Source organism: Streptomyces sp. NPDC002092 (genome assembly GCF_053593775.1).
Window position 1 is genome coordinate 758,337 of record NZ_JBSFDG010000001.1, and the last position, 21,324, is coordinate 779,660.

General features: G+C 70.0%; 21 protein-coding genes and 1 pseudogene. 11 read left to right on the forward strand and 11 right to left on the reverse strand.

All coding sequences use genetic code 11. From position 1 onward, the window contains the following. Window positions 1–12: 12 nt before the first annotated feature. The 4 genes from ACWCRD_RS03725 to ACWCRD_RS03740 all read right to left on the reverse strand — a co-directional run bounded on the left by ACWCRD_RS03725 (window position 13) and on the right by ACWCRD_RS03740 (window position 4,263). On the reverse strand, window positions 13–882 hold the full coding sequence (locus ACWCRD_RS03725) for a carbohydrate ABC transporter permease (RefSeq protein ID WP_450964313.1): 870 nt from the start codon (window positions 880–882) through the stop codon (window positions 13–15). Continuing rightward, window positions 879–1,853 (reverse strand): carbohydrate ABC transporter permease, encoded by a 975-nt coding sequence (locus ACWCRD_RS03730; protein ID WP_450964372.1) that lies wholly within the window; start codon window positions 1,851–1,853, stop codon window positions 879–881. The genes ACWCRD_RS03725 and ACWCRD_RS03730 overlap by 4 nt, the downstream gene beginning before the upstream one ends. A 34-nt stretch (window positions 1,854–1,887) precedes the next feature. After that, on the reverse strand, window positions 1,888–3,165 hold the full coding sequence (locus ACWCRD_RS03735) for an ABC transporter substrate-binding protein (protein ID WP_450964314.1): 1,278 nt from the start codon (window positions 3,163–3,165) through the stop codon (window positions 1,888–1,890). A 63-nt stretch (window positions 3,166–3,228) separates the two neighbouring features. Then, window positions 3,229–4,263: a carbohydrate kinase family protein gene (locus ACWCRD_RS03740; RefSeq protein ID WP_450964315.1), complete on the reverse strand. Its 1,035-nt coding sequence runs from the start codon at window positions 4,261–4,263 to the stop codon at window positions 3,229–3,231. Between the two features lie 129 nt (window positions 4,264–4,392). On the opposite strand from ACWCRD_RS03740, the gene ACWCRD_RS03745 reads away from it, so the two are divergent. The 4 genes from ACWCRD_RS03745 (at window position 4,393) to ACWCRD_RS03760 (ending at window position 11,069) form a co-directional block, all read left to right on the forward strand. Then, a complete protein-coding gene (locus tag ACWCRD_RS03745; RefSeq protein WP_450964373.1) occupies window positions 4,393–5,157 on the forward strand; it encodes a DeoR/GlpR family DNA-binding transcription regulator in 765 nt (254 codons plus the stop codon). Window positions 5,158–5,371: 214 nt separating this feature from the next. Further along, complete coding sequence (locus tag ACWCRD_RS03750; protein ID WP_450964316.1) at window positions 5,372–6,709, forward strand: 6-phospho-beta-glucosidase; 1,338 nt, start codon at window positions 5,372–5,374, stop codon at window positions 6,707–6,709. Window positions 6,710–6,773: 64 nt separating this feature from the next. After that, window positions 6,774–9,815 carry an alpha-mannosidase gene (locus tag ACWCRD_RS03755; protein ID WP_450964317.1) on the forward strand — a complete coding sequence of 1,014 codons (3,042 nt, stop codon included), beginning with the start codon at window positions 6,774–6,776 and terminating at the stop codon, window positions 9,813–9,815. Between the two features lie 3 nt (window positions 9,816–9,818). Continuing rightward, on the forward strand, window positions 9,819–11,069 hold the full coding sequence (locus ACWCRD_RS03760; protein WP_450964318.1) for an alpha-L-fucosidase: 1,251 nt from the start codon (window positions 9,819–9,821) through the stop codon (window positions 11,067–11,069). Window positions 11,070–11,076: 7 nt separating this feature from the next. Here ACWCRD_RS03760 and ACWCRD_RS03765 read toward each other — a convergent pair whose 3' ends face one another. From ACWCRD_RS03765 to ACWCRD_RS03780, 4 genes are all read right to left on the reverse strand, one after another. After that, window positions 11,077–11,253: a hypothetical protein gene (locus tag ACWCRD_RS03765; protein ID WP_450964319.1), complete on the reverse strand. Its 177-nt coding sequence runs from the start codon at window positions 11,251–11,253 to the stop codon at window positions 11,077–11,079. A 192-nt stretch (window positions 11,254–11,445) separates the two neighbouring features. After that, window positions 11,446–11,652, reverse strand: a complete 207-nt coding sequence (locus ACWCRD_RS03770) for a hypothetical protein (RefSeq protein ID WP_450964320.1) — start codon at window positions 11,650–11,652, stop codon at window positions 11,446–11,448. A 110-nt stretch (window positions 11,653–11,762) separates the two neighbouring features. After that, entirely contained in the window at window positions 11,763–13,448 is a 1,686-nt protein-coding gene (locus tag ACWCRD_RS03775; protein ID WP_450964321.1) for a carbohydrate binding domain-containing protein, read from the reverse strand. 192 nt (window positions 13,449–13,640) lie between these two features. After that, a complete protein-coding gene (locus ACWCRD_RS03780) occupies window positions 13,641–14,756 on the reverse strand; it encodes an ATP-grasp domain-containing protein (RefSeq protein ID WP_450964322.1) in 1,116 nt (371 codons plus the stop codon). A 266-nt stretch (window positions 14,757–15,022) separates the two neighbouring features. On the opposite strand from ACWCRD_RS03780, the gene ACWCRD_RS03785 reads away from it, so the two are divergent. Both ACWCRD_RS03785 and ACWCRD_RS03790 read left to right on the forward strand, forming a co-directional pair. Further along, window positions 15,023–15,883 (forward strand): metallophosphoesterase family protein, encoded by an 861-nt coding sequence (locus ACWCRD_RS03785; RefSeq protein ID WP_450964323.1) that lies wholly within the window; start codon window positions 15,023–15,025, stop codon window positions 15,881–15,883. Continuing rightward, the gene (locus ACWCRD_RS03790; protein WP_450964324.1) at window positions 15,880–16,563 is read left to right on the forward strand and encodes a 4'-phosphopantetheinyl transferase family protein; all 684 of its coding nucleotides are present in this window, start codon (window positions 15,880–15,882) and stop codon (window positions 16,561–16,563) included. Before ACWCRD_RS03785 ends, ACWCRD_RS03790 begins: the two co-directional genes overlap by 4 nt. 40 nt (window positions 16,564–16,603) lie before the next feature. Here the strand turns inward: ACWCRD_RS03790 and ACWCRD_RS03795 are convergent, their stop codons facing one another. Beyond that, complete coding sequence (locus ACWCRD_RS03795) at window positions 16,604–16,831, reverse strand: hypothetical protein (protein ID WP_450964325.1); 228 nt, start codon at window positions 16,829–16,831, stop codon at window positions 16,604–16,606. Window positions 16,832–17,053: 222 nt separating this feature from the next. Here ACWCRD_RS03795 and ACWCRD_RS03800 point away from each other — a divergent pair, with 222 nt between their 5' ends. Beyond that, window positions 17,054–18,097, forward strand: coding sequence for an alpha/beta fold hydrolase (locus tag ACWCRD_RS03800; RefSeq protein WP_450964326.1), 1,044 nt, complete (start codon window positions 17,054–17,056; stop codon window positions 18,095–18,097). Further along, entirely contained in the window at window positions 18,087–18,263 is a 177-nt protein-coding gene (locus tag ACWCRD_RS03805; protein ID WP_450964327.1) for a hypothetical protein, read from the forward strand. The genes ACWCRD_RS03800 and ACWCRD_RS03805 overlap by 11 nt, the downstream gene beginning before the upstream one ends. Before the next feature lie 28 nt (window positions 18,264–18,291). Here ACWCRD_RS03805 and ACWCRD_RS03810 read toward each other — a convergent pair whose 3' ends face one another. Continuing rightward, a complete protein-coding gene (locus ACWCRD_RS03810) occupies window positions 18,292–18,822 on the reverse strand; it encodes a toxin-antitoxin system, toxin component (RefSeq protein WP_450964374.1) in 531 nt (176 codons plus the stop codon). 32 nt (window positions 18,823–18,854) lie between these two features. Then, complete coding sequence (locus tag ACWCRD_RS03815) at window positions 18,855–19,508, reverse strand: helix-turn-helix domain-containing protein (protein WP_450760864.1); 654 nt, start codon at window positions 19,506–19,508, stop codon at window positions 18,855–18,857. Between the two features lie 223 nt (window positions 19,509–19,731). On the opposite strand from ACWCRD_RS03815, the gene ACWCRD_RS03820 reads away from it, so the two are divergent. The 3 genes and pseudogenes from ACWCRD_RS03820 (at window position 19,732) to ACWCRD_RS03830 (ending at window position 21,290) form a co-directional block, all read left to right on the forward strand. Beyond that, window positions 19,732–20,394 (forward strand): MmyB family transcriptional regulator, encoded by a 663-nt coding sequence (locus tag ACWCRD_RS03820; RefSeq protein WP_450964328.1) that lies wholly within the window; start codon window positions 19,732–19,734, stop codon window positions 20,392–20,394. Window positions 20,395–20,419: 25 nt separating this feature from the next. Next, window positions 20,420–20,717 (forward strand): annotated as a pseudogene (locus tag ACWCRD_RS03825) (ABC transporter permease); the annotation flags it as partial. Window positions 20,718–20,807: 90 nt separating this feature from the next. After that, window positions 20,808–21,290: a DUF3592 domain-containing protein gene (locus ACWCRD_RS03830; protein ID WP_450964329.1), complete on the forward strand. Its 483-nt coding sequence runs from the start codon at window positions 20,808–20,810 to the stop codon at window positions 21,288–21,290. The last annotated feature ends 34 nt before the right edge of the window (window positions 21,291–21,324 follow it).

Below are 21,324 nucleotides of genomic sequence, written 5' to 3' on the forward strand. Positions count from 1 at the left end.
CGGAACGCCCGGTCAGCTTCCCTGTACCGCCCCCTCCGTCGCCCCCGCGATGAACCCGCGGGCGAAGATGCTGAACACCATGACCAGCGGGAGCGCCGCCATCAGTACACCGGCCATGACCATGCTGTAGTCGGTGGTGTGGCCGACGTTGAGCTGGGCGAGCTCCACCTGGAGAGTCACATGCCCGGGGTTCGTGAGCACGACCAGCGGCCAGACGTAGTCGTTCCAGCAGTTCACGAAGGCGTAGATGGCGAGGAACGACAGCGCGGGCCTGATCATCGGCAGCGCGATGTTCCAGTACTGGCGGAAGAACCCGGCGCCGTCGATGCGCGCGGCGTCGAGGAGTTCGTCGGGCACGCCGTTCTGGATGTACTGGTGCAGCCAGAAGATACCGAAGGCGTTGGCCAGGGAGGGCAGGGCCAGCGCCTTGAGCATGCCCACCCAGCCGATCTTCGACATGAGGATGAACTGCGGCAGGATCGCCAGCTGCAACGGCAGCATCATGAACAGCAGCAGCGTGCCGAAGAGCAGCTTGCGCCCGGGGAAGTCGAACTTGGCGAAGGTGAAGGCCGCCAGGGAGTCGACGAACAGCACCAGGACGGTGGTGACGGTCGCGACCATCACCGTGTTGAGCATCGACCCGAAGAAGTCGATGGTGTTCAGCACATGCCGGATGTTCTCCAGCAGATGGGAGCCGAAGGTGAACTTCGGCGGGCTCTTGTAGATGTCCTGCGTGGTGTTGGTCGCCATGATGATCGTCCACGCGAACGGGAAGACCGAGATCAGGACGGCCACGATGAGGATGATGTGCGCCGTGAGGCCCCTGGGGCGGCGCAGCCGCCTGCCGGCCGTGGCCGGCCGTGCGGTGTCCACTGCCGTCATGCCTTCCTCCCTCGTGTGGTGATGCGCCAGTTGACGGCGACGAGGACGATGATCAGTACGAAGAAGGCCCACACGATGGCCGCGCCGTAGCCGTAGTCGTTGTTGAGGAAGGCCGACTGGTAGAAGTACAGCAAGGTGGTCAGACCGGCCTGGCCCGGGCCGCCGAGGTTGGCGTTGGCGGCGTTGTTGGCGAACAGGACCTGCGGTTCGCTGAAGCTCTGCAGACCGTTGATGGTCGAGATGATGACCGTGAACAGGATGATCGGCCGCATGATCGGGATCGTGATCTGGAAGAACGTGCGGATCGGGCCCGCGCCGTCCATCTTCGCCGCCTCGTAGACCGAGTTCGGGATCGCCTGGAGACCGGCCAGATAGATGATCATGTTGTAGCCGGTCCACTGCCAGGTCATCAGCAGTGAGATGACCACCTTGATCAGCCACGGGTTGCTCAGCCACGGGATCGGTGAGATGCCGACCACGCCCAGGATCGCGTTGACCAGACCGAAGTTGTTGCTGAACACCGCGCCGAAGAAGATCGCCACCGCGACGATGGAGGTGACGTTCGGGACGTACAGCGCGATGCGGTAGAAGCCCTTGAAGCGGCGCACCGAGTGCAGCAGCGTCGCCAGCATCAGGGCGCCGAAGAGGGTGGGCACGGTGGACAGCACCCAGATCACCAGGGTGTTGCGGATCGACAGCCAGAAGACCGGGTCGTCCCACAGGAACCTGAACTGCTGCAGGCCCACGAACTGCATGGTGCCCATGCCGTCCCAGCGCTGGAAGGCCAGGTACAGCGAGTAGAAGACGGGGAAGAACGAGAACGCGGCGAAGATCAGGTAGAACGGCGAGATCGCCAGGTACTGCCGCCAGTACGACAGCGGCCCGCGCCGCCTGGGCCGAGCCGAGCCCGCGGGCGGGGTGCGCCGCGGGCGGAACCGGGCCGGGACCGGCCCGCCGAGGCGCTGCGGCACCTCGGCGGAGCCGGTGACCGGTGGGGACGACACCTCAGCTCACCCCCTGCCGGCGGGCGATCTGCTTGGCCTGGCTGACCGCGTCCTTCCAGGCGTCGTCGGGCTTCTTGCCCTTGGCCTCGATGTTGGTCAGTTCCGTCTTGTAGGGGGCCATGACCGCCGCGTCGGCCGGGGCCTCGTACGCGGACGGCACGGCCTTGGCGGCCGGCCCGAAGACCTCGATGATCTTCTGGCCGCCGAAGAAGGCGTCGGGGCCCGTCATGGCCGGCATGGAGTACGCGGCCGGGGCGGCCGGGAAGATGGCGGCGTCGGTGAAGCCGCGCGCGTCGTTGGCCGGGCTGAGGATCCAGCTGATGATCTTGAACGCCTCTTCGGGGTTGCGGCACTGCCTGGGCAGGGCCAGGTAGGAGCCGCCCTGGTTGGCCGGTCCGCCCGGCATCGCGCACACCCGCCACTTGCCCTTGGTGCCCGGCGCGGCCTGCTCGATGTCCAGCGCGTGCCAGGCCGCGCCGAGCTCGGTGAGGAGGGTCTTGCCGACGGCGGCGTTCCAGGTGTTGTCGTTGATCTTGGCGTCGAGGCCCAGGGTGTAGGGGCGCACCGACGTGGTCCATGCGGCGCGGATGTGGTCCTGGTCGCCGATGAAGCGGTTGTTCTTGTCGATGAACCGCGCGGTGCCCTGGCCGACGGTCATGTCGAACATGGAGCCGAGGTTGTTGACCAGGTAGGTGCCGGGGTTCTTCTTCTGCAGCTCGGTGCCGAGCTGGAAGTAGTCCTCCCAGGTCTTGACCAGGGCGGCGACCTTGTCGGGGTCGGTGGGCACCCCGGCCCTGGCGAAGAAGTCCTCGCGGTAGAAGAGCGCGGTGGGGCCGATGTCGATCGGGAAGCCGATCTGCTTGCCGTCCTTGGTCTGGGCGAGCTTGGTCTTCCAGTCCAGGTACTGGGACGAGAGCTTCTTGAAGCCCAGGTCGTTCAGGTCGAGGAAGCGGTCGGCGTTGGGCAGGAAGGACGCTATGTCCTCGCCCTTGATGCCGGTGATGTCCGGCACGGAGGTGCCCGCCGCGATGGTGGTGGTGAGCTTCTGCTTGAAGTCGCCGCCGATGGAGGCGGAGGTCAGCTTGACCTGGCCGGCGAAGTGCGTCTTCGCCTCCGCGACCACCTTGTCGCTGAGTGCGCCGCCCCAGTACCAGAGGGTGAGGTCCTTGCCGTTCTTGGTGCCGCCCGAGCCCGAGCTGCCGCCGCATGCGACGGTCAGGCCGGAGGCGGCCGCGGTCAGCGCGGCGGCCTGGAGGAAGCCTCTACGAGAAAGGTCCACGGGTCACTCCTGTTGTTCCTGTTCGACGTGGAGAGGGGATTCGAGGGGTTGCTGCCGCCGTTCTCAGGCGTGGGGGCCGACGGGCGTGTGGGCGGGCGGGGTGACGGGGGCGTGCCGCACGGGCGGTCCGGGATCGGCCGGGATCCGGTCGGCCAGGAAGCCGTACGCGCGCCGCAGTTCGGGATCTTTCAGCGACCGCCACCAGCGGTCGACGCCGTACCAGCCGGGGGCGGCGAGCGCCCCGCCGTGGTGCCGGACCGACAGCCCGGCGGCGAGGACGGCGAACCGCAGCCGTTCCTCCAGGGGCCAGCCGCCGAGCGAGGCCGCGACGAAGCTCGCCCCGAAGACGTCGCCGGCGCCGGTGGCGTCCAGGACGTCGACGTCCAGGGCCGGGACCTCGGCGTACTCGCCTGTCGTCTGGTCGACGGCCACGGCGCCGTCCCCGCCGCGGGTGACCACGGCCACCGGCACCAGCTCGGAGAGCGTGCCGAGCGCGGCGACCGCGCTGTCGGTGCGGGTGTAGGCCATCGCCTCGGTCTCGTTGGGGAGGAAGGCGTGGCACAGCTTCAGCTGGTCGAGGAGGTCGGTGGACCACTCCTGGGTGGGGTCCCAGCCGACGTCGGCGTAGATCTGGGTGCCGTTCGCGGCGGCCTTGGCGAGCCATACGCGGGGCTCGGCCTCGAGGTGCACGAGGGCGGTGCGCGCCTCGGGCGGGTCGCCCATCAGTGTGTCCTGCGAGTACGGGGGTTCCTGGCCGTGGGTGACGAGGGCCCGGTCGTGACCGGTGGCGAGCGAGACGGTGACGGGGGTGGGCCAGCCGTCCGCGGTGCGGGAGAGCGAGAGGTCGATGTCCTCCTGGTCGCACAGGACGTCACGGCAGTACTCGCCGTAGAAGTCGTCGCCGAAGACCGTGGCCAGCGAGGTGCTGAGGCCGAACCGGGACGCGGCCACCGCGAGGTTCGCGATGCCGCCGGGGCCGCAGCCCATCCCGCCCGTCCAGATCTCCTCGCCCGGCGCCGGCGGCTTCCCGAGCCCGGTGAGGACGAGGTCGTAGAAGAGCAGCCCGGTCAGGAGCACGTCGGGCCTGTCGTCGTCCACGCGAAACAGCCTCTCGTCAAAACTCGTCATTTTCGATGACCGGAATCGTGCGCTGATCCATGAGATTGGTCAATACCCGAGCAGAACTGAGCATGGATTTGATTGAAGATGACGAGTAGTGTTCACGCCGTGCTGGCAGAACGACGACACCAACTCATCCTGCGGGCCCTGCGCTCCGGCGGGCCCGCGGCTGTGACCGACCTCTCCGAGCAGCTGGGTGTGAGCCCCGCCACGATCAGGCGCGACCTGGTCAAGCTGGAGGAGGACGGCCTGCTCACCCGTGTGCACGGCGGCGCCGTCGTGGAGGAGGGCGACCAGCCCTTCGCCGAGGTCGCCGAGGTGCGGGTGTCCGAGAAGGACGCCATAGCCGAGCGGGCCGCAGCGATGGTCGCCGACGGCCAGTCGGTGCTGCTCGACATCGGCACCACCGCCTTCCGGCTCGCCCGCCAGCTGCACGGCCGCCGCCTCACCGTGATCACCAGCAATCTGGTGGTCTACGAGGAGCTCGCCGACGACGAGGGCATCGAGCTGGTACTGCTCGGCGGCATGGTCCGCCGCGAGTACCGCTCCCTGGTCGGCTTCCTCACCGAGGACAACCTGCGCCAGCTGCACGCCGACTGGCTCTTCCTCGGCACCAGTGGAGTGCGCCCGGGCGGGCAGGTGATGGACACGACGGTCGTCGAGGTGCCGGTCAAGCGCGCCATGATCAAGGCGAGCGACAAGGTCGTCCTCCTCGCCGACTCGGCGAAGTTCCCGGGTACCGGAATGGCGAAGGTCTGCGGTCCCGAGGACCTGGACGTGGTGGTGACGAACACGCCGGTGGACACAGCGACGCGGGCCGCCCTGGAGGAGGCCCGCGTCGAGGTCGTGGTGGCAGGAAAGGTGCAAGGTTGAACCCTCTCCCTCGAAGTCGAAGGAGATTCCTGGCTCACGCTGCTCGAACGCTCAGCAAACGATCGAGTCTCACACGATCAACACCAGCCGGGTTGAAACCAGCCCGGGTTTTTGGAACAAGTGCAAGGACACAGTGCGTGCTTGGTTCTCGCAGCGCACTGTGTGGAGCTCACCCGCGCAGGCATGGGCGCCGGGGCGTCTTCGGAGGAAACCGGTGAAACTGACGATTCTGGGCGGCGGCGGGTTCCGCGTGCCGCTCGTGTACGGGGCCCTGCTGGGAGACCGCGGCGAGGGCAGGGTCACCGAGGTCGTCCTGCACGACCTGGACGCGGGCCGGCTGTCCGCGGTGACCCGGGTCCTCGCGGAGCAGGCCGCCCGCGTCGAGGACGCGCCCACGGTGACGGCCACGACCGACCTCGACGAGGCCCTGCGCGGCGCCGACTTCGTCTTCTCGGCGATCCGGGTCGGGGGCCTGGAGGGCCGGGCGAACGACGAGCGCGTGGCCCTCGCGGAAGGTGTCCTCGGCCAGGAGACGGTCGGCGCGGGCGGCATCGCCTACGGCCTGCGCACGGTTCCCGTCGCCGTCGACATCGCCCGGCGGGTGGCCCGCCTCGCCCCCGACGCCTGGGTCATCAACTTCACCAACCCGGCCGGCCTGGTCACCGAGGCCATGTCCCGCCACCTCGGCGACCGAGTCATCGGCATCTGCGACTCGCCGGTCGGCCTCGGCCGCCGTATCGCCCGGGTGCTCGGCGGGAACCCGAAGGAAGCCTGGATCGACTACGTCGGCCTCAACCATCTCGGCTGGGTGCGCGGCCTGCACATCGCGGGCCGCGACGAGCTGCCGCGCCTGCTCGCCGACCCGGACCTGCTCGGCTCCTTCGAGGAGGGCAAGCTCTTCGGCGTCGACTGGCTCCAGTCCCTCGGCGCGATCCCGAACGAATACCTGCACTACTACTACTTCAACCGCGAGGCCGTCCGCGCCTACCAGCAGGCGGAGAAGACCCGCGGCGCCTTCCTGCGCGAGCAGCAGGCCCACTTCTACGAGGAGATGCGCGACCCCGGCGCCCACGCCCTCGCCGCCTGGGACCGCACCCGCGCCGAGCGCGAGGCGACCTACATGGCCGAGAACCGCGAGACCGCCGGCGCCGGCGAGCGCGACGCCGACGACCTCTCCGGCGGCTACGAGAAGGTCGCCCTCGCCCTGATGCGGGCCATCGCCCGCGACGAGCGCACCACCCTGATCCTCAACGTGCGCAACCGCAGCACCCTCTCGGTGCTCGACGCCGAGGCCGTCATCGAGGTCCCCTGCCTCGTCGACGCCAACGGCGCGCACCCGGTCGCCGTCGCACCGCTGCCCGAGCACGCCACCGGCCTGGTCTGCGCCGTCAAGGCCGTCGAGCGCGAGGTCCTCGCCGCCGCCGAGTCCGGCTCCCGCACCACGGCAGTCAAGGCCTTCGCGCTGCACCCGCTGGTCGACTCGGTGAACGTGGCCCGACGGCTGGTCGAGGGCTACACGGACGTTCACCCCGGCCTTTCCTACCTGAAGTAAGCTCCCGGCGGAAAGCGCTTTCGCGCACCTTGCGCTCTCGCCGCCCTCTCTCTGGAGACCTCTCATGCACGACGAACGCCGCCGGATCGAGGAGCGCGCCGAGCGCCTCCACAACCAGCGCATCAAGACCGCGATCTACGCCGCCACCGTCCCGCTGACGGTCGAGGCCTGGCAGGCGCCGGGCGAGCCGGTCCCGTTCGAGGAGGCCGCGGCCGCGTCCTACGAGCCCTTCGCGATGGGCACCCCGTGGGGCCCGCCGTGGGGCACGACCTGGTTCCGGATGCGCGGCCAGGTGCCCGCCGAGTGGGCAGGCCGGCGCGTCGAGACGGTCATCGACCTCGGCTTCGTCGGCGACTGGCCGGGCAACCAGGCCGAGGCGCTGGTCCACCTCACCGACGGTACGCCGCTGAAGGCGGTCAACCCGCTCAACCAGTACGTGCCGATCGCCAACCCGGCCACCGGCGGCGAGGAGATCGACTACCTGGTCGAGGCGGCCTCGAACCCGGACATCCTGGCGAACAACTTCGCCGAGCCCACGCCCCTGGGTGACATCCTGACGGCGGGCGACAAGCCGCTGTACACCTTCCAGCGCGCCGACCTCGCCGTCCTCGACGAGGAGGTCTTCCACCTCGACCTGGACTTCCAGGTGCTGCGCGAGCTCATGGTCCACCTCGGCGAGCACGAGCCGCGCCGCCACGAGATCCTGCACACCCTGGACCGGGCCATGGACGCCCTCGACCTGGACGACGTCTCCGGCAGCGCCGCCGCCGTCCGTGCGGTGCTCGCGCCCGTCCTCGCCAAGCCCGCGCACGCCAGCGCCCACACCGTCTCCGGCGTCGGCCACGCGCACATCGACTCCGCCTGGCTGTGGCCCATCCGCGAGACCAAGCGCAAGACGTCCCGCACCTTCTCCAACGTCACCGCGCTCGCCGACGAGTACGACGACTTCATCTTCGCCTGCTCCCAGGCCCAGCAGTACGAGTGGGTGCGCGACAACTACCCCAAGGTCTGGGCGCGCATCCAGGAGTCCGTGAAGAAGGGGCAGTGGGCGCCGGTCGGCGGCATGTGGGTCGAGTCCGACGGCAACCTGCCCGGCGGCGAGGCGATCGCCCGCCAGCTCGTCCACGGCAAGCGGTTCTTCATCGAGCACTTCGGCATCGAGACCAAGGGCGTCTGGCTGCCGGACTCCTTCGGCTACAACGCGGCCTACCCGCAGCTCGCCAAGCTCGCCGGCAACGAGTGGTTCCTCACCCAGAAGATCTCCTGGAACCAGACCAACACCTTCCCCCACCACACCTTCTGGTGGGAGGGCATCGACGGCACCCGCATCTTCACCCACTTCCCGCCGGTCGACACCTACAACGCCCGCTTCAGCGGCGAGGAGATGGACCGCGCGGTCCGCAACTACGCAGAGAAGGGCGCCGGTACGCGCTCCCTGGCCCCCTTCGGCTGGGGGGACGGCGGTGGCGGTCCCACCCGCGAGATCATGGAACGCGCCCGCAGGCTCGCCGACCTGGAGGGCTCGCCCAAGGTCGTCGTCGAGCACCCGGACGAGTTCTTCGCCAAGGCCCGTGAGGAGTACCCGGACGCCCCGGTCTGGAACGGCGAGCTCTACCTGGAGCTGCACCGCGCCACCTACACCTCCCAGGCCCGCACCAAGCAGGGCAACCGCCGCTCCGAACACCGCCTGCGCGAGGCCGAGTTGTGGGCGACCACGGCCGCGCTGCACGCGCCGGGCTACACCTACCCGTACGAGAAGCTGGACCGGCTGTGGAAGACGGTCCTGCTCCACCAGTTCCACGACATCCTGCCGGGCTCCTCGATCGCCTGGGTGCACCGCGAGGCGGAGGCCGAATACGCCCGTGTGGCAAAGGAGTTGGAGGAGCTGACCGCCGAGGCGGTCGCCGCGCTGGGCGGTGGCGCGGCACGGGTCTTCAACACCAGCCCCTTCGACCGGGCCGAGGTCGTGCGTACGGCCGAGGGCGGCCCGACGTACGTCGAGGTGCCCGCGAGCGGCAGCGCTCCGCTCGCCGCCGCCGAGCCGCCGCAGCCGGTGACGGTGGCCGGACGGGTCCTCGACAACGGCCTGGTCCGTGTCGAGGTGGCCGAGGACGGCACCCTGGCGTCCGTACGGGATCTGCGGGCCGGCCGCGAGGTCCTCGCCGACAAGGGCAACCTGCTCCGTCTGCACACCGACCTGCCCAATTACTGGGACGCCTGGGACATCGACAAGCACTACAAGAACCGCTACACGGACCTGCTGGACGCCGACTCGGTCACGGTCGTCGAGGAGGACCCGCTGCTCGGCGCCATCCGCGTGGAGCGCAGCTTCGGAAAGGGCTCCAAGCTCACCCAGACGATCACCCTGCGGGCCGGCAGCCCCCGTATCGACTTCGAGACCGACATCGACTGGCACGAGGCCGAGAAGATCCTCAAGGCGGGCTTCCCGGTCGACATCCGCGCCCCGCACTCCTCCGCGGAGATCCAGTTCGGCCACATCCAGCGGCCCACGCACACCAACACCAGTTGGGAGGCGGCCCGTTTCGAGGTCTCCGGCCACCGCTGGGTGCACATCGCCGAGCCCGGCTACGGCGTCGCCGTCATCAACGACTCGACCTACGGCCACGACGTCTCCCGCACGGTCCGCGAGGACGGCGGTACGACCACCCGCATCAGCCTCAGCCTGGTGCGCGCACCGCGCATCCCGGACCCGGAGGCCGACCAGGGCCGCCACCGCTTCGTCTACTCCCTCCTGCCCGGGGCGAGCATCGAGGACGCGGTCGCGGAGGGGTACGCCCTCAACCTTCCCCTGCGGGTGGCGGATTCGGCCGGTGCGCCGGAGCCGGTCGTCTCGGTGGACGGCGAGGGAGTGACGGTCGAGGCCGTGAAGCTGGCCGACGACAAGTCCGGCGACGTGGTCGTCCGGCTCTACGAGTCCCGCGGCGGCCGCGCCCAGGGCGTCCTGCGCACCGGCTTCCCGCTGGCCGGCGCCCAGGTCACCGACCTGCTGGAGCGCCCGCTGGAGGACGCGGAGCTCGTCGAGGGCGCCGTCCCGGTCACGCTGCGCCCCTTCCAGATCCTGACCCTCCGGCTGCGGAGGGGCTGACGCATGGCCATGCAACCCTGGTTCACAGACGCCAAGCTGGGGATCTTCGTCCACTGGGGCATCTACGCCGTCGACGGTGTCCAGGAGTCCTGGTCGTTCTACGACGACATCGTGCCGCACGACCGGTACATGTCCCAGCTGGAGCGCTTCACCGGGGCCGAGTACGACCCGAAGGCCTGGGCGGACCTGTTCGCCCGGGCGGGCGCCAAGTACGCGGTCCTGACGTCCCGCCACCACGACGGCGTCGCTCTGTGGGACACGGAGTACGGCGACCTCAACCTCGGCAAGGACTACCTCGGCCCCTACGCCGAGGCCCTGCGCGAGAAGGACCTCAAGGTCGGCTTCTACTACTCCCACTCCGACTGGAACCACCCCGACTACGCGTCCACCCGCAAGCCGGGCCGCCCGCCGGAACAGGAGGACAACCGCTACTCGGAGGTCGCCGCCGAGGACGAGGACCTGGAAGCCTGGGAGCGGTTCATCGCCTACCGCGACGGCCAGATCCGCGAGCTGGCCTCCCGCTACCGGCCCGACCTGATGTGGTTCGACGGCGAGTGGGACCGCAGCGAGGAGCAGTGGCGGATCCCCGAACTCGCCGCGCTCATCCGGTCGTACGTCCCCGATGTCGTCTTCAACGCCCGCATGCTCAGCGAGGGCGACTACGCGACGCCGGAGCAGGGCGCCCCCATCGTGCCGCCGGACGGCCCGTGGGAGCTGTGCCTGACGATCAACGACTCCTGGGGCTACCAGCACCACGACCACAACCACAAGTCGCTCGCCCAGCTGATCCGCTACTTCACGGAGACGATCGGCGGCGGCGGGAATCTCCTTCTGGACGTCGGCCCCATGGAGGACGGCACCATCCCGCAGCCGCAGGTCGAACGGCTGGAGGGCCTGGGGGAGTGGATCCGCAGGCACGCGGAGGCGGTGTACGGAACGGTGCGCGGCCTGCCGGCCGGGCACCACTACGGCCCCAGCACCCTGTCCGCCGACCGCCGCACCCTCTACCTCACCCTGTTCGACATCCCCCGCGCCGAGATCGGCGTCCGGGGCCTGGCCACGAAGGTCCGCAAGGTCAGCGTGGTGGGCACCGGCACCGAGCTCGGCCACCGGGTGGTCGGCGGTCTGCACGACGCGGTGGGCGTGCTGTGGATCGACCCGCCGGCGCAGCCGGACCTCGACCCGTACGCGACCGTGCTCGCAGTGGAGTTGGAGGGGGAGCTGGAGCTGTACCGGGGGTCGGGCCGCTTCTGAGACCCGCTCACATGTATCCGTCGCGGTTCTCGTCGCGCTGCTTCCGGGCTTCCCGCCGTCCTCGTACGAGTTCGGTCAGGGGAGCCCGGAGCGCGTAGATGCCGACGAGGGCCCCCGCGACGCCCGCCGCCGTGTAGAGCCAGTTCCGCATCGAGGTGAAGCGGTGCGACCAGGTGTCGTACACCTTCAGACGGACCTTGATCGGTGGGCTGAGGGTCTCCAGGGCACGGTTCGTGTTGCCCTGGTAGGTGATGACGGCGACGGCAAGGTCGTAGTCGCCCGGCTCGTCGGCCGTAACGCTCCACTCCCACTGAGCGGTCTCTCCCGGCGCGGCGCGGCGACTTCTCGCCGCGCGCGGTGAGGACGAGGGCGTAGGTCAGACGGCCCCGACGGACATCGAGATGTCCGGGGTGCAGGTGAGGGACCCGTCGAAGAGGTGTTTGCGGTCGTTGCGGATCGAGGCCTCCAGGGCGGCCTGGCTCAGACCCGCCCCCGAGCCCGACTCGTCGGGCACCCCGCACGCGGCGAGGCCGAGCGTGAGGAGGAGCAACAGACGCCAGGCGGCCGCGATCCTCGTCCTCACGCCTGCGCCGCCCCCGAGTCCCGTCACGTCGAACCACGCGAAGGCCCCCGCGGCGGGACAGGATTCTTCCGCCGCGGGGGCCTGGGCGCCAGGTCTTCTTCAGGTCGCCGTCAGCCGGTGAAACCGGCCGTGATGGAGGTGAACTGCCAGTTGTTCTGGCTGATGCCGGAGCAGTTGCTCACCACGCCGCCGCCGGGGCACGGACGGTCGCGGTTGACCGACCAGAAGGCGAGCCGGGCGATGTGGTGGCTGTTCGCCCAGTCCTTGATCTGGGTCCAGATCGCCGGAGTGGTGGTCTCCTGCTGGTCGGACAGGCCGTTCATGCCGGAGATGCCGATGTGGGAGTAGGCGGTGGCGTCGTCCCAGCCGAACGTCGACTTCAGCTTGGCCTTGAGGCCCTCCGCAGCGTTGACGGTGTTGCCGTACATGTCGGAGCCGCCGCCGAAGTCGAACGGCATGATCGTGAAGACGTCGATGTTCGCACCGAGCGACTGCGCCTGCTCGATGAGCCGGTTGCCGTAGTACGTCGGGCCGGTCGTCGAGGTGCCGAAGGTGACGATGGTCTTCAGGCCGGGGTTGTTGGCCTTGACCGTCTTCAGGGCGGTGAGGATCTTCGCCTGGACGGCCTCGTTCTCGAACTCGTCGGAGTTCTCGATGTCCATGTCGATCGCCTTGAGCGAGTACGCGTCGATCACCTTCTGCAGGGCCCCGGCGAGCGCGCTCGCGGAGGAGCAGTTGGCGCCGAGCTTGCTGCCCTGCCAGCCGCCGAACGACGGAACGATGTCACCGCCGGCCGAGCGGACGGCGTTGATCGCGGACTGGTCGGCGCCGCCGGTCAGGGGCCGGCTGCCGTCCCAGGCGGGAGTGCAGCCACCGGAGTCGAGCACGAAGGCCATCGTGAACCACTTGACGCCGGTCGCGCTCATCACCGCCGACGGGCTCGGGGGGTCACCCCAGCCCTCGTACAGATAGGGCGCGGCCTGCTTGAACCCGGTCCCGCCACCGCCGCCCGCATCCGTGGTGACGGAGACGGAGTTGGAGGCCCCGGAGGTGTTCCCGGCCGCGTCCCGCGCCTTGACGGTGAAGGTGTACGACGTGCTCGGCGAGAGCCCGCTGACCGTGGCGGTCGTACCGGAGACGGTGAGCACGTTGTTCGAGCCGCTGTAGATGTCGTACGCCGTGACGCCGACGTTGTCCGTCGAGGCGTTCCACCGCAGCGACACGCTCGACGAGGTCTTGCCGGTGGAGGTCAGCCCGGTCGGCGCGGTCGGCGCCTGGGTGTCCGAGCCGCCCCCGCCACCGGGGCCGTCGAGGCTGATGTCGTCGGCGTAGTAGGTGCCCTGGGCGTACCAGCCGTGGACGTAGATCGTGGCGCTGGTCTGCGAGGCACCGGTGGTGAACGAGACGGACAGCTGGCTGTACGCCGACGGGGAGGTTGTCCATGTCGACGCACCGCCGTCCACGCCGAGGTAGACGTAGGACCCGCGCACCCAGCCCTGAAGCGAGTACGTGGTGTTCGGCTGGACCGAGACGGTCTGGCTGCACTGTGCGTTGTCGCTCGAACTCACCGCCCCCGCAAGGGCCTTGGAGCCGCCGTGCACGGGGGAGGAGACGACCGAACCGAGGTTGCCGGTGCAGGTCCAGGGGGAGAGACCGCCCGACTCGAAGCCGGGATTGGTCAGGATGTTGGCCGCTTGGGCCGTACCGGGAAGGGCGATGGCTCCGGCGAGCGCGAGAGCGGCGGAGCCGAGCAGAGCAAGAAGCCGACGTCTGTGACGTCCGAGTGTGTTGCGCACGCGATCTCCCTGGGGAATGGGGGTGTTCGGGAGTGCACGGAGATGCAGAGGACTGCGCAACACAAGTTGGTATGGACCAATCCCGCTGTCAAGGCTTGACGCGGAATTGGTCCATACCGGTGGGGCAGCGCCCCTTTAGGGGCGCGGGGAACTGCGCGACAAGCCACAGACAAGCCGCACCCGGCCGACAACCTAGAGCGGCAGTACCTGAGCCGCGAAACCGACGGAGTCAACAGGCACCGCCGGCAACAGAGGCTCCGCCTCAACCCGCTGCTGCGGCAGCGAAACCGCGCGCAGCGGCCGCGGCCCCGACACCACCGTGTAGTCCTGCCCCAGGAACGGCGGAGCCACCTCACCCGGGTCCTCGCCGAGCGCCAACTGCACAGCGGCCCAAGGTACGTTGACCCCGCACAGCGACAGCTGGTGCAGCCCGCCCGCGGGCCGCGTGTTGACGTCCATCAGCACCGGCTCGTCACCGAACATCCGGAACTGGATGTTGGACAGATAGTGCAGCCCGAACCCCTCCGCGATCCGCCGCGCCGGCTCCAGCCACTGCTCGTGCAGCGTGAACCCACGCCGCCGCCCGTTCTTGGTGCGCCCGATCGCCAGCCGCACCCGGTTGTCAGGACCGGTGAGGCAGTCCACCGACACCTCAGGCTGCTCCAGACGCGGCATCACCAGCCAGTCGACGGGCTCGTCGGCCTGCCGCAGTGCCTCCACGACCAGATCCAGCGGCACATGCGGGCCGGGGAAACCGTTGAGGTGAACGAGCGAGAAGGGGGCGCGCGTGATCACACGGAAGCCCACGCCGCCCGCGCCGGACGCCGGCTTGAAGCACGCCTTGTGCCCGCCCGCCTCCAACTCCTCGACGGCGGCGACGAGTTCAGCCGCAGTCCGCACCCGCCACCACGGCGGCACGGGCGCCCCGATCGCCTGGACCGCCTCGTACGCGATCACCTTGTCGTGGAAGACGGCCACCGCCTCCGGAGGCGGCGCCAGCAGCGCCGTACCGACCGCTTCGAAGTCGGCGCGGTGCGCCACGATCGCCGCCTGCTGCAGCCGGGGCACGAAGACGTCGATGCCGCGCCGCTGGCACTGGTCGAGGGCGTACTCGACGTACGCGGCCGGGGACAGACCCTCCGGCTCCAGATCGGCGGTGTCGGCGGCGGCCAGCACGGGGGAGTCCGCGTCCCCGTGCGTCGCATGGATCTCCACGGCGCGATCACTGGGATTTCGCCGCAGCTGATCCATGAAGAACACGTTCTCCGCGTACGTGCGGTTGAGCCAGACGCGTACGCGAGAGACCATGCAGGGCCGTCCTTTCACGGTTCGCGGGCACGGCTGAGCAGCCCGTGCCCGGGCAGGGGAGTTGGAGGGTCACCAAACCGCCCTTGAAGAAGGGAAGTTCCTGGCGGTGGTGTCGGGGCGATCATACGGCCTCCCAGAGGCCGCGCGTGCAACGTACGTGTTACGGATTCAACGATCTTGCCGCCTTGTCGGTGAGCCGGGAAATGTGTTCTCGTGGTCCCATCCGTGAGTCCGCGGGTGCGCAGCGTGTACGGAGGGGGCGCAAGGTGACGTCGACGGCCGGTGGTGCCGGACAGCTGCTGGCCATCAGCGACCTGCACATCGGATACGCCGAGAACCGCGCCCTGGTCGAGGCGATGCGCCCCGAGTCGGACGAGGACTGGCTGCTGGTGGCCGGCGACGTCTCGGAGAACGTGGCCGACATCCGCTGGGCCCTGAAGACGCTCGCGAGCCGGTTCCGCAAGGTGATCTGGGCGCCGGGCAACCACGAGCTGTGGACCCATCCGAAGGACACCGTCACCCTGCGTGGCGTCGCCCGTTACGAGCACCTCGTCGCCCTGTGCCGTGAACTCGGCGTGACCACACCCGAGGACCCCTACCCGGTGTGGGAGGGCCCCGACGGCCCGGTGGCCGTCGCACCGCTCTTCCTCCTCTACGACTACTCGTTCCTGCCGGCCGGCTGCACCACCAAGGAGCAGGGCCTCGAGTACGCGCACGGCACCGGCATCGTGTGCAGCGACGAGTACCTGCTGCACCCCGACCCCTATCCGAGCCGCGAGGCCTGGTGCCGGGCCCGGGTCGCCGAGACCGAGGGCAGGCTCGCCGCGCTCCCCGCCGACCTGCCGACCGTCCTGGTCAACCACTACCCGCTGGACCGGCACCCCTGCGACGTCCTGTGGTACCCGGAGTTCGCCATGTGGTGCGGCACCGCACTGACCGCCGACTGGCACCGCCGCTTCCGCGTCGAGACCATGGTGTACGGGCACCTCCACATCCCGCGGACCACCTGGCACGAGGGTGTCCGCTTCGAGGAGGTGTCCGTCGGCTACCCCCGAGAGTGGCGCAAGCGGCCGCAGCCGCCGGGGAGACTGCGCCGCGTGCTGCCGAAGGAGGTCGGGGTCCGGTGATCGAGGAGCTGCTGCCGGACGAGGTGGTGGCCGTGGAGGTGCACGGCGACGACGGGAGCGAGCCCGCACCGCTGTACCCCGAGGAGGCCAAGGCGGTGGCGCAGGCGGTGCACAAGCGCCGCCGAGAGTTCGCCCTGGTACGCGCCTGCGCGCGCCGCGCCATGGAGAAGCTCGGCGTGCCCGCGCAGGCCCTGCTGCCCGGCGAACGCGGGGCACCGGCCTGGCCGCCCGGCCTGGTCGGCAGCATGACCCACTGCGACGGCTACTGCGCCGCCGCCCTGGTCCGCGCCACCGACCTGGCCTCCGTCGGCATCGACGCCGAACCCCACCGGCCGCTCCCGGACGGCGTCCTGGACGCCGTGTCCCTTCCCGCCGAGGCGGGCAGGCTGCGCCGCCTGGCCGTGCGGCATCCCGAGGCCCACTGGGACCGGCTGCTGTTCAGCGCCAAGGAATCGGTCTACAAGGCGTGGTTCCCCCTCACCGGACTGTGGCTGGACTTCACCGAGGCCGACATCGAGGTCTTCGTCGACCCCGACGAGCGGCTGCACGGCGGCTTCCGCGCCGAACTCCTCGTCCCCGGCCCACTGGTCGGCGGCCGTCGGCTCGGGCATTTCGAGGGCCGGTGGACCGTCCAGCGGGGGCTGGTGGCGACGGCGATCGCCGTGCCGCACACTCCCTGAGCCCCCGCCCGGCCGCCGCCGGCCCTCACGGCTTTGGCCGTCACGGCTCCGGGCACCAGCTCTGCAGCAGCCGGAAGAACTCCTCCTCGTTGCCCGCCAGACCCGCCTCCGCCAGTGCATGCTCCGCCTCGGCGAGCACCGCGGGCGGTACGACGGGTGGTCGCGGGGAGCCGGGGGGACCGTCGAACGCGGCTCGTACGGTGTGCAAGAGCCGCAGGTAGGCCTGCACGGCGGTGCGCTCGCGGTCGGTCAGTACGGCAGTGTGCATCGGTCGGCTCTCCCCGCGTCGGCGTCGTCGGTCGCACCCCGCACAAGGGGGCGCGACTCCAGCTTGCCGCCCGCCACTGACAATGGGGTCCGGGCAACCGTCGGTTCGCCCGCTTAGCGGAGGCGAAACGTCCCCGAAATCCCTTGTGGGAAAGCAGTTCTACGCTGGAGGGCAAGGGCTTTCGGCCGCTTGTGCGCGGCCCAGGAACGGGGAGGCGAGTGCGTGGTCGACGTCCCACTACGGCGCCCGGTGCGTGCCGTACGACTGCGCCCGGTGGGCGACGGAGAACTCGAGTTGCAGTACCGCATGGTGCACGGATACCGGCGCGCCTTCCGCATGGCAGGCGAGGGCCCGGCGCTGGTGCTCATCCACGGCATCGGCGACTCCTCGGCGACCTGGGCCGAGTTGATCCCCGACCTGGCCCGCACGCACACCGTGATCGCCCCCGACCTGCTCGGACACGGCGCTTCGGACAAACCGCGCGCCGACTACTCGGTGGCCGCGTACGCGAACGGCGTGCGGGACCTGCTCACCACGCTCGGCATCGAGTCGGCGACGCTGGTCGGGCACTCGCTGGGCGGGGGCGTGGCCATGCAGTTCGCCTACCAGTTCCCCGAGCGCACCGAACGGCTCATCCTGGTGAGCGCGGGCGGGGTGGGACGCGAGGTCAATCCCGTGCTGCGGCTGGTCTCCCTGCCCGGCGCCCACCTGATGCTGTCCACCCTGCGGTTGCCGGGGATGCGGCTGCAAGTGGGGCTCGCGGTGCGCCTGATGAAGCTCCTGGACACCGATCTCGGCCAGGACGCACCCGAACTGCTCACCCTCGTCGACGCCCTGCCCGACGAGACCAGCCGCAACGCGTTCATCCGTACCCTGCGGGCGGTCGTGGACTGGCGCGGCCAGGTCGTCACCATGCTCGACCGGTGCTATCTCACCGAGGGCATGCCGACCATGCTGCTGTGGGGCGACCGGGACAGCGTGGTGCCGGTGCGGCACGCGTACGGGGCGCACGAGGCGATGCCGGGCAGCCGCCTGGAGATCTTCGAACAGGCGGGCCATTTCCCGTTCCACAGCGACCCCGCGCGGTTCGTGTCGCTGGTCCAGGAGTTCACGGCGACCACGCATCCGGCCGACTGGAGCCGGGAGCACTGGCGCGAACTGCTCGTCGGGGGGCGGCCGGGCACCACCGCGGGCCGGCCGGACACGGCCCGTAACCGTAAGGTGGAACGGGATCTGAGGGAGGCGAGCGAACGCAGTGCAACGTGACATACCACCGCGGTACTCGCCCGAGGGAACGCCCCTGGGGCGCACCTCGGACGACATCGGGTTCAGCACCGGCTACTCCACCGGGACCCCGCGTGCCCGCAAGCTGTGGTGGCGCATCAGGGACGTGCTGCGCCGGCCGGTGAAGAACAGCACGTGGAACCGGTGATGTGCGCGCCCGTGCCGCTCATCCACCGCTAGCCCTGCGGCCCCAGATACCCCAACGACGCCTCGATCCGCCCTGCCAGATGATCGCGTTGCACCGGCCCCCGCACCCCGGAACCCGCCAGCCATGTGCGGCACCTGCTGGCCAGCAGGAGGCCGAAGGACTCGGCCTCATGCTCCTCGGCGAGGTCGAAACGGCTGCGGGCGGCCACCTTGCGGACGGTGTCCCGCAGGTCCGCGTCGTCGCTGAGCAGGCGGGCCGCGACCCGGGCGCCCTCGACGTGATGGCCGCAGTGACCGGCCTTCATGTGCCACAGCTCGTGCCCGAGGATCACCAACTGGTGGTCCGGCGCGGTCCGTTCCTCGATCACGACGAGGTCCTGGTCGGTCATGTCGAGCCACAGCCCGCTCGCCGTGCCGGTCGGGAAGGCGGCCGTGCGGAAGTGCACCGGCCGGCCGCGCCGTCTGCTCATCGCCGCGCACAGCGCGCCGTACAGGTCCCCGGGCGGCGCCGGTGCGGCAAGGGTGAGCTCCGCGACCAGCTCGCCGCACAGGCGGCGCATGTCCCTTCCGATGCCCACAGCTCTCCCCAGGCTCACGACTCGGGCCGTTTGACGCTCTCCAGGAGCATGTCCAGCCACTCCGCGACCTTGTCGCGGTGCTGGTCGGTGGGCAGTTGTGCGGCCCGCCAGGCGATTCCGCGGACACCGTGGTCCTGCAGCAGCCGCTCCAGCGGGTCGTCGGCGGCCGCGGCCGCCTCCCGCTCGGCGAGCTTGTGCAGGAGTTCCTGCTCTGTGCTCTGCAGCGCGCCCGTGAGGGCCTCGGGGTCCTCGGCCGTGAGGAATCCGGCGTGCACCCGGAAGAAGCGCTGGATGGCGTCGCAGTGCTCCATGGTGGGCCGCCTGTCGCCGTTGATCAGCGCGCCCGCCTGCTGGCGCGACATGCCCGCACCGTCGGCTATCTCCTGCTGGGTGTACTTGCGCCCGTTGGGCTTGAGCCGGGTGCGCCGCAGCAGGTCGAGCCGCTGCAGAAACCGCTCCTGCACATCGGGCTCGCCCGCGGGACGGCCGCTCAGCAGGGCCCTGACCACGGGCTCGGGAACCCCCGAGGCGGCGGACAGGCGGCCGGTGTCGAAGACCTCCGCGTGCGGCACGCCGAGCCGGTCGGCGAGCGCGGTGACGCGGGCGACGACGGCCGGCAGCGCAGCGGTCGTGGCCGTGGTGCCCGGACTCTCGAAGCCATCCGTCACCGACAGATCTCCTACGTTTCTCACAGGCTTCTCACAAGCGGTTGCCGTGAACCCGACGGAGATTACCGGGTAGTTCGAACTCACATCCAGGTGTCGCCACAACTGTGGCCAAATTCAGCCGTCAACAAGCATGAAATGCCACGATAGTTGACACGCGTCGATCCGGGGCCGCAGGATCAAGGCGCCGCGTGAAGGCCGCAGAGGCAAGAGGGGTGACCTCCCGATGGCGTATCAGGCAGGAGGGCAGCGTCCGGCACCGCGGCCCGTCCCCGAGAGTCTCGAGGCCCAGGCGTATCTGCAGGACTACGCCACCCTCCTGGAGGCCGTTCCCTTTCCGTCCGTCGTCCTCGACCACCGCTGGGACGTCGTTCTGTCCAACAATGCTTTCGCGTCACTTTTCCGTGAGGTGAGCCCGCATCCGACGGCGATGCCCGGCGACAACTTCCTCAGATTCGTGCTGTTCCACCCCGACGCGGGCACGGTCCTCGGGGAGCACGAGTCCAGCTGGTGCCTGCCGATGCTCGCCCACTTCGCGGCCGCCATCGAGCGTTACGGCCACGACCACGGACTGCAGTCCATCCGCCGCGACATCGCCCAGGACCCGATCATGGAGGCCGCCTACCGGCAGGGCCTGCCGCACTGGATCCGCGCGGTCGGCGAACAGGCCGTGGCGCACGACGGCGCCGTACGCCCCCTGACGCACCCCGATCCGCGCTGGGGCGCCACCGACTGCCGTGTGGTGGACGAGACCCCGAGGACGCTGCAGGACATGGGGTACACCCGGATGACGCTGGTGCTGCGGGAGACCCGCCCCGCCCGCCCCAGGACCCGCAGGCCCCGGCACGCGGCGGCGCACCTGAGGGTGGTGCCGGCCCCCGAGGCCTGACCGCCACCGGCATCAGCGCGGGGGCACGGTACTTGCGCCGCTCGGCGTCGGTCTCGGCCTGTTCGCGGTGGTCGTCGCGCACGCCACCTTCTGCATCGTCGTCTTCAACAACGTCGTGGCCAGGCTGCGGCGCACGGCCGGCTCGTACGAGGAGGCGGCCATGGACCTCGGCGCGAACACCTTCCGCGCCTTCGCCGACGTCACATTCCCGCTGGTGCGCTTGGCGCTGTTCGCCGGCGGCCGTGCTCGTCCTGCTCTCGGTCGTTCCGATCTGTGTCGCCCAGCGGCTGTCGGCGGACACGGCGACCGGAAGCCGGGTCTGACTGTGCCTCAGCAGGGCCACGACTACCGAGTGACCTGGGATAACGTTCCTCTTTCGTTCGGACGAGCGAGGCCGGACGAGTGAGAGGGGCATGGTGCAGACACAGGTACGGGAGCGGCGTGCCCGCAGGTGGATCACCTTCGGCGTGATCGCGTTCGGGGCGCTGTTCCTGGTCGTCGGGCTGATTCTTGCGGGGCGGTCGGTCTCGCTGCTGACGGACGGGGAGCGCGCCCAGGGCACGGTGGTGTCCCTGGAGTGGCGCACCGAACACGGCAGCTCATTCCACAAGAACCGGTCGAGCGGCAAGCGCATGGCGTACCCGGTGGTCGAGTTCACGTCGGCGGACGGCGAGCAGAGGACGTTCCGGGACTCCGTGGGCTCCAATCCGCCGTCGTACGAGGCGGGTGAGCGGGTCGAGGTGCTCTACCCGGCGGATTCCCCCCGGGAGGCGCGGATCAACGGGTTCGCCTCGCTGTGGCTGGCGCCGCTGATCTTCGGCGGGCTCGGGCTGCTGGCCGTGGGGATCGGGACAACCGTCGCGCTGGTGATGCGCAGGCGCTCTTGGGCCGCCTGAGCGCGGCAGGTGACGTCCACATCAGCGGCGCCGC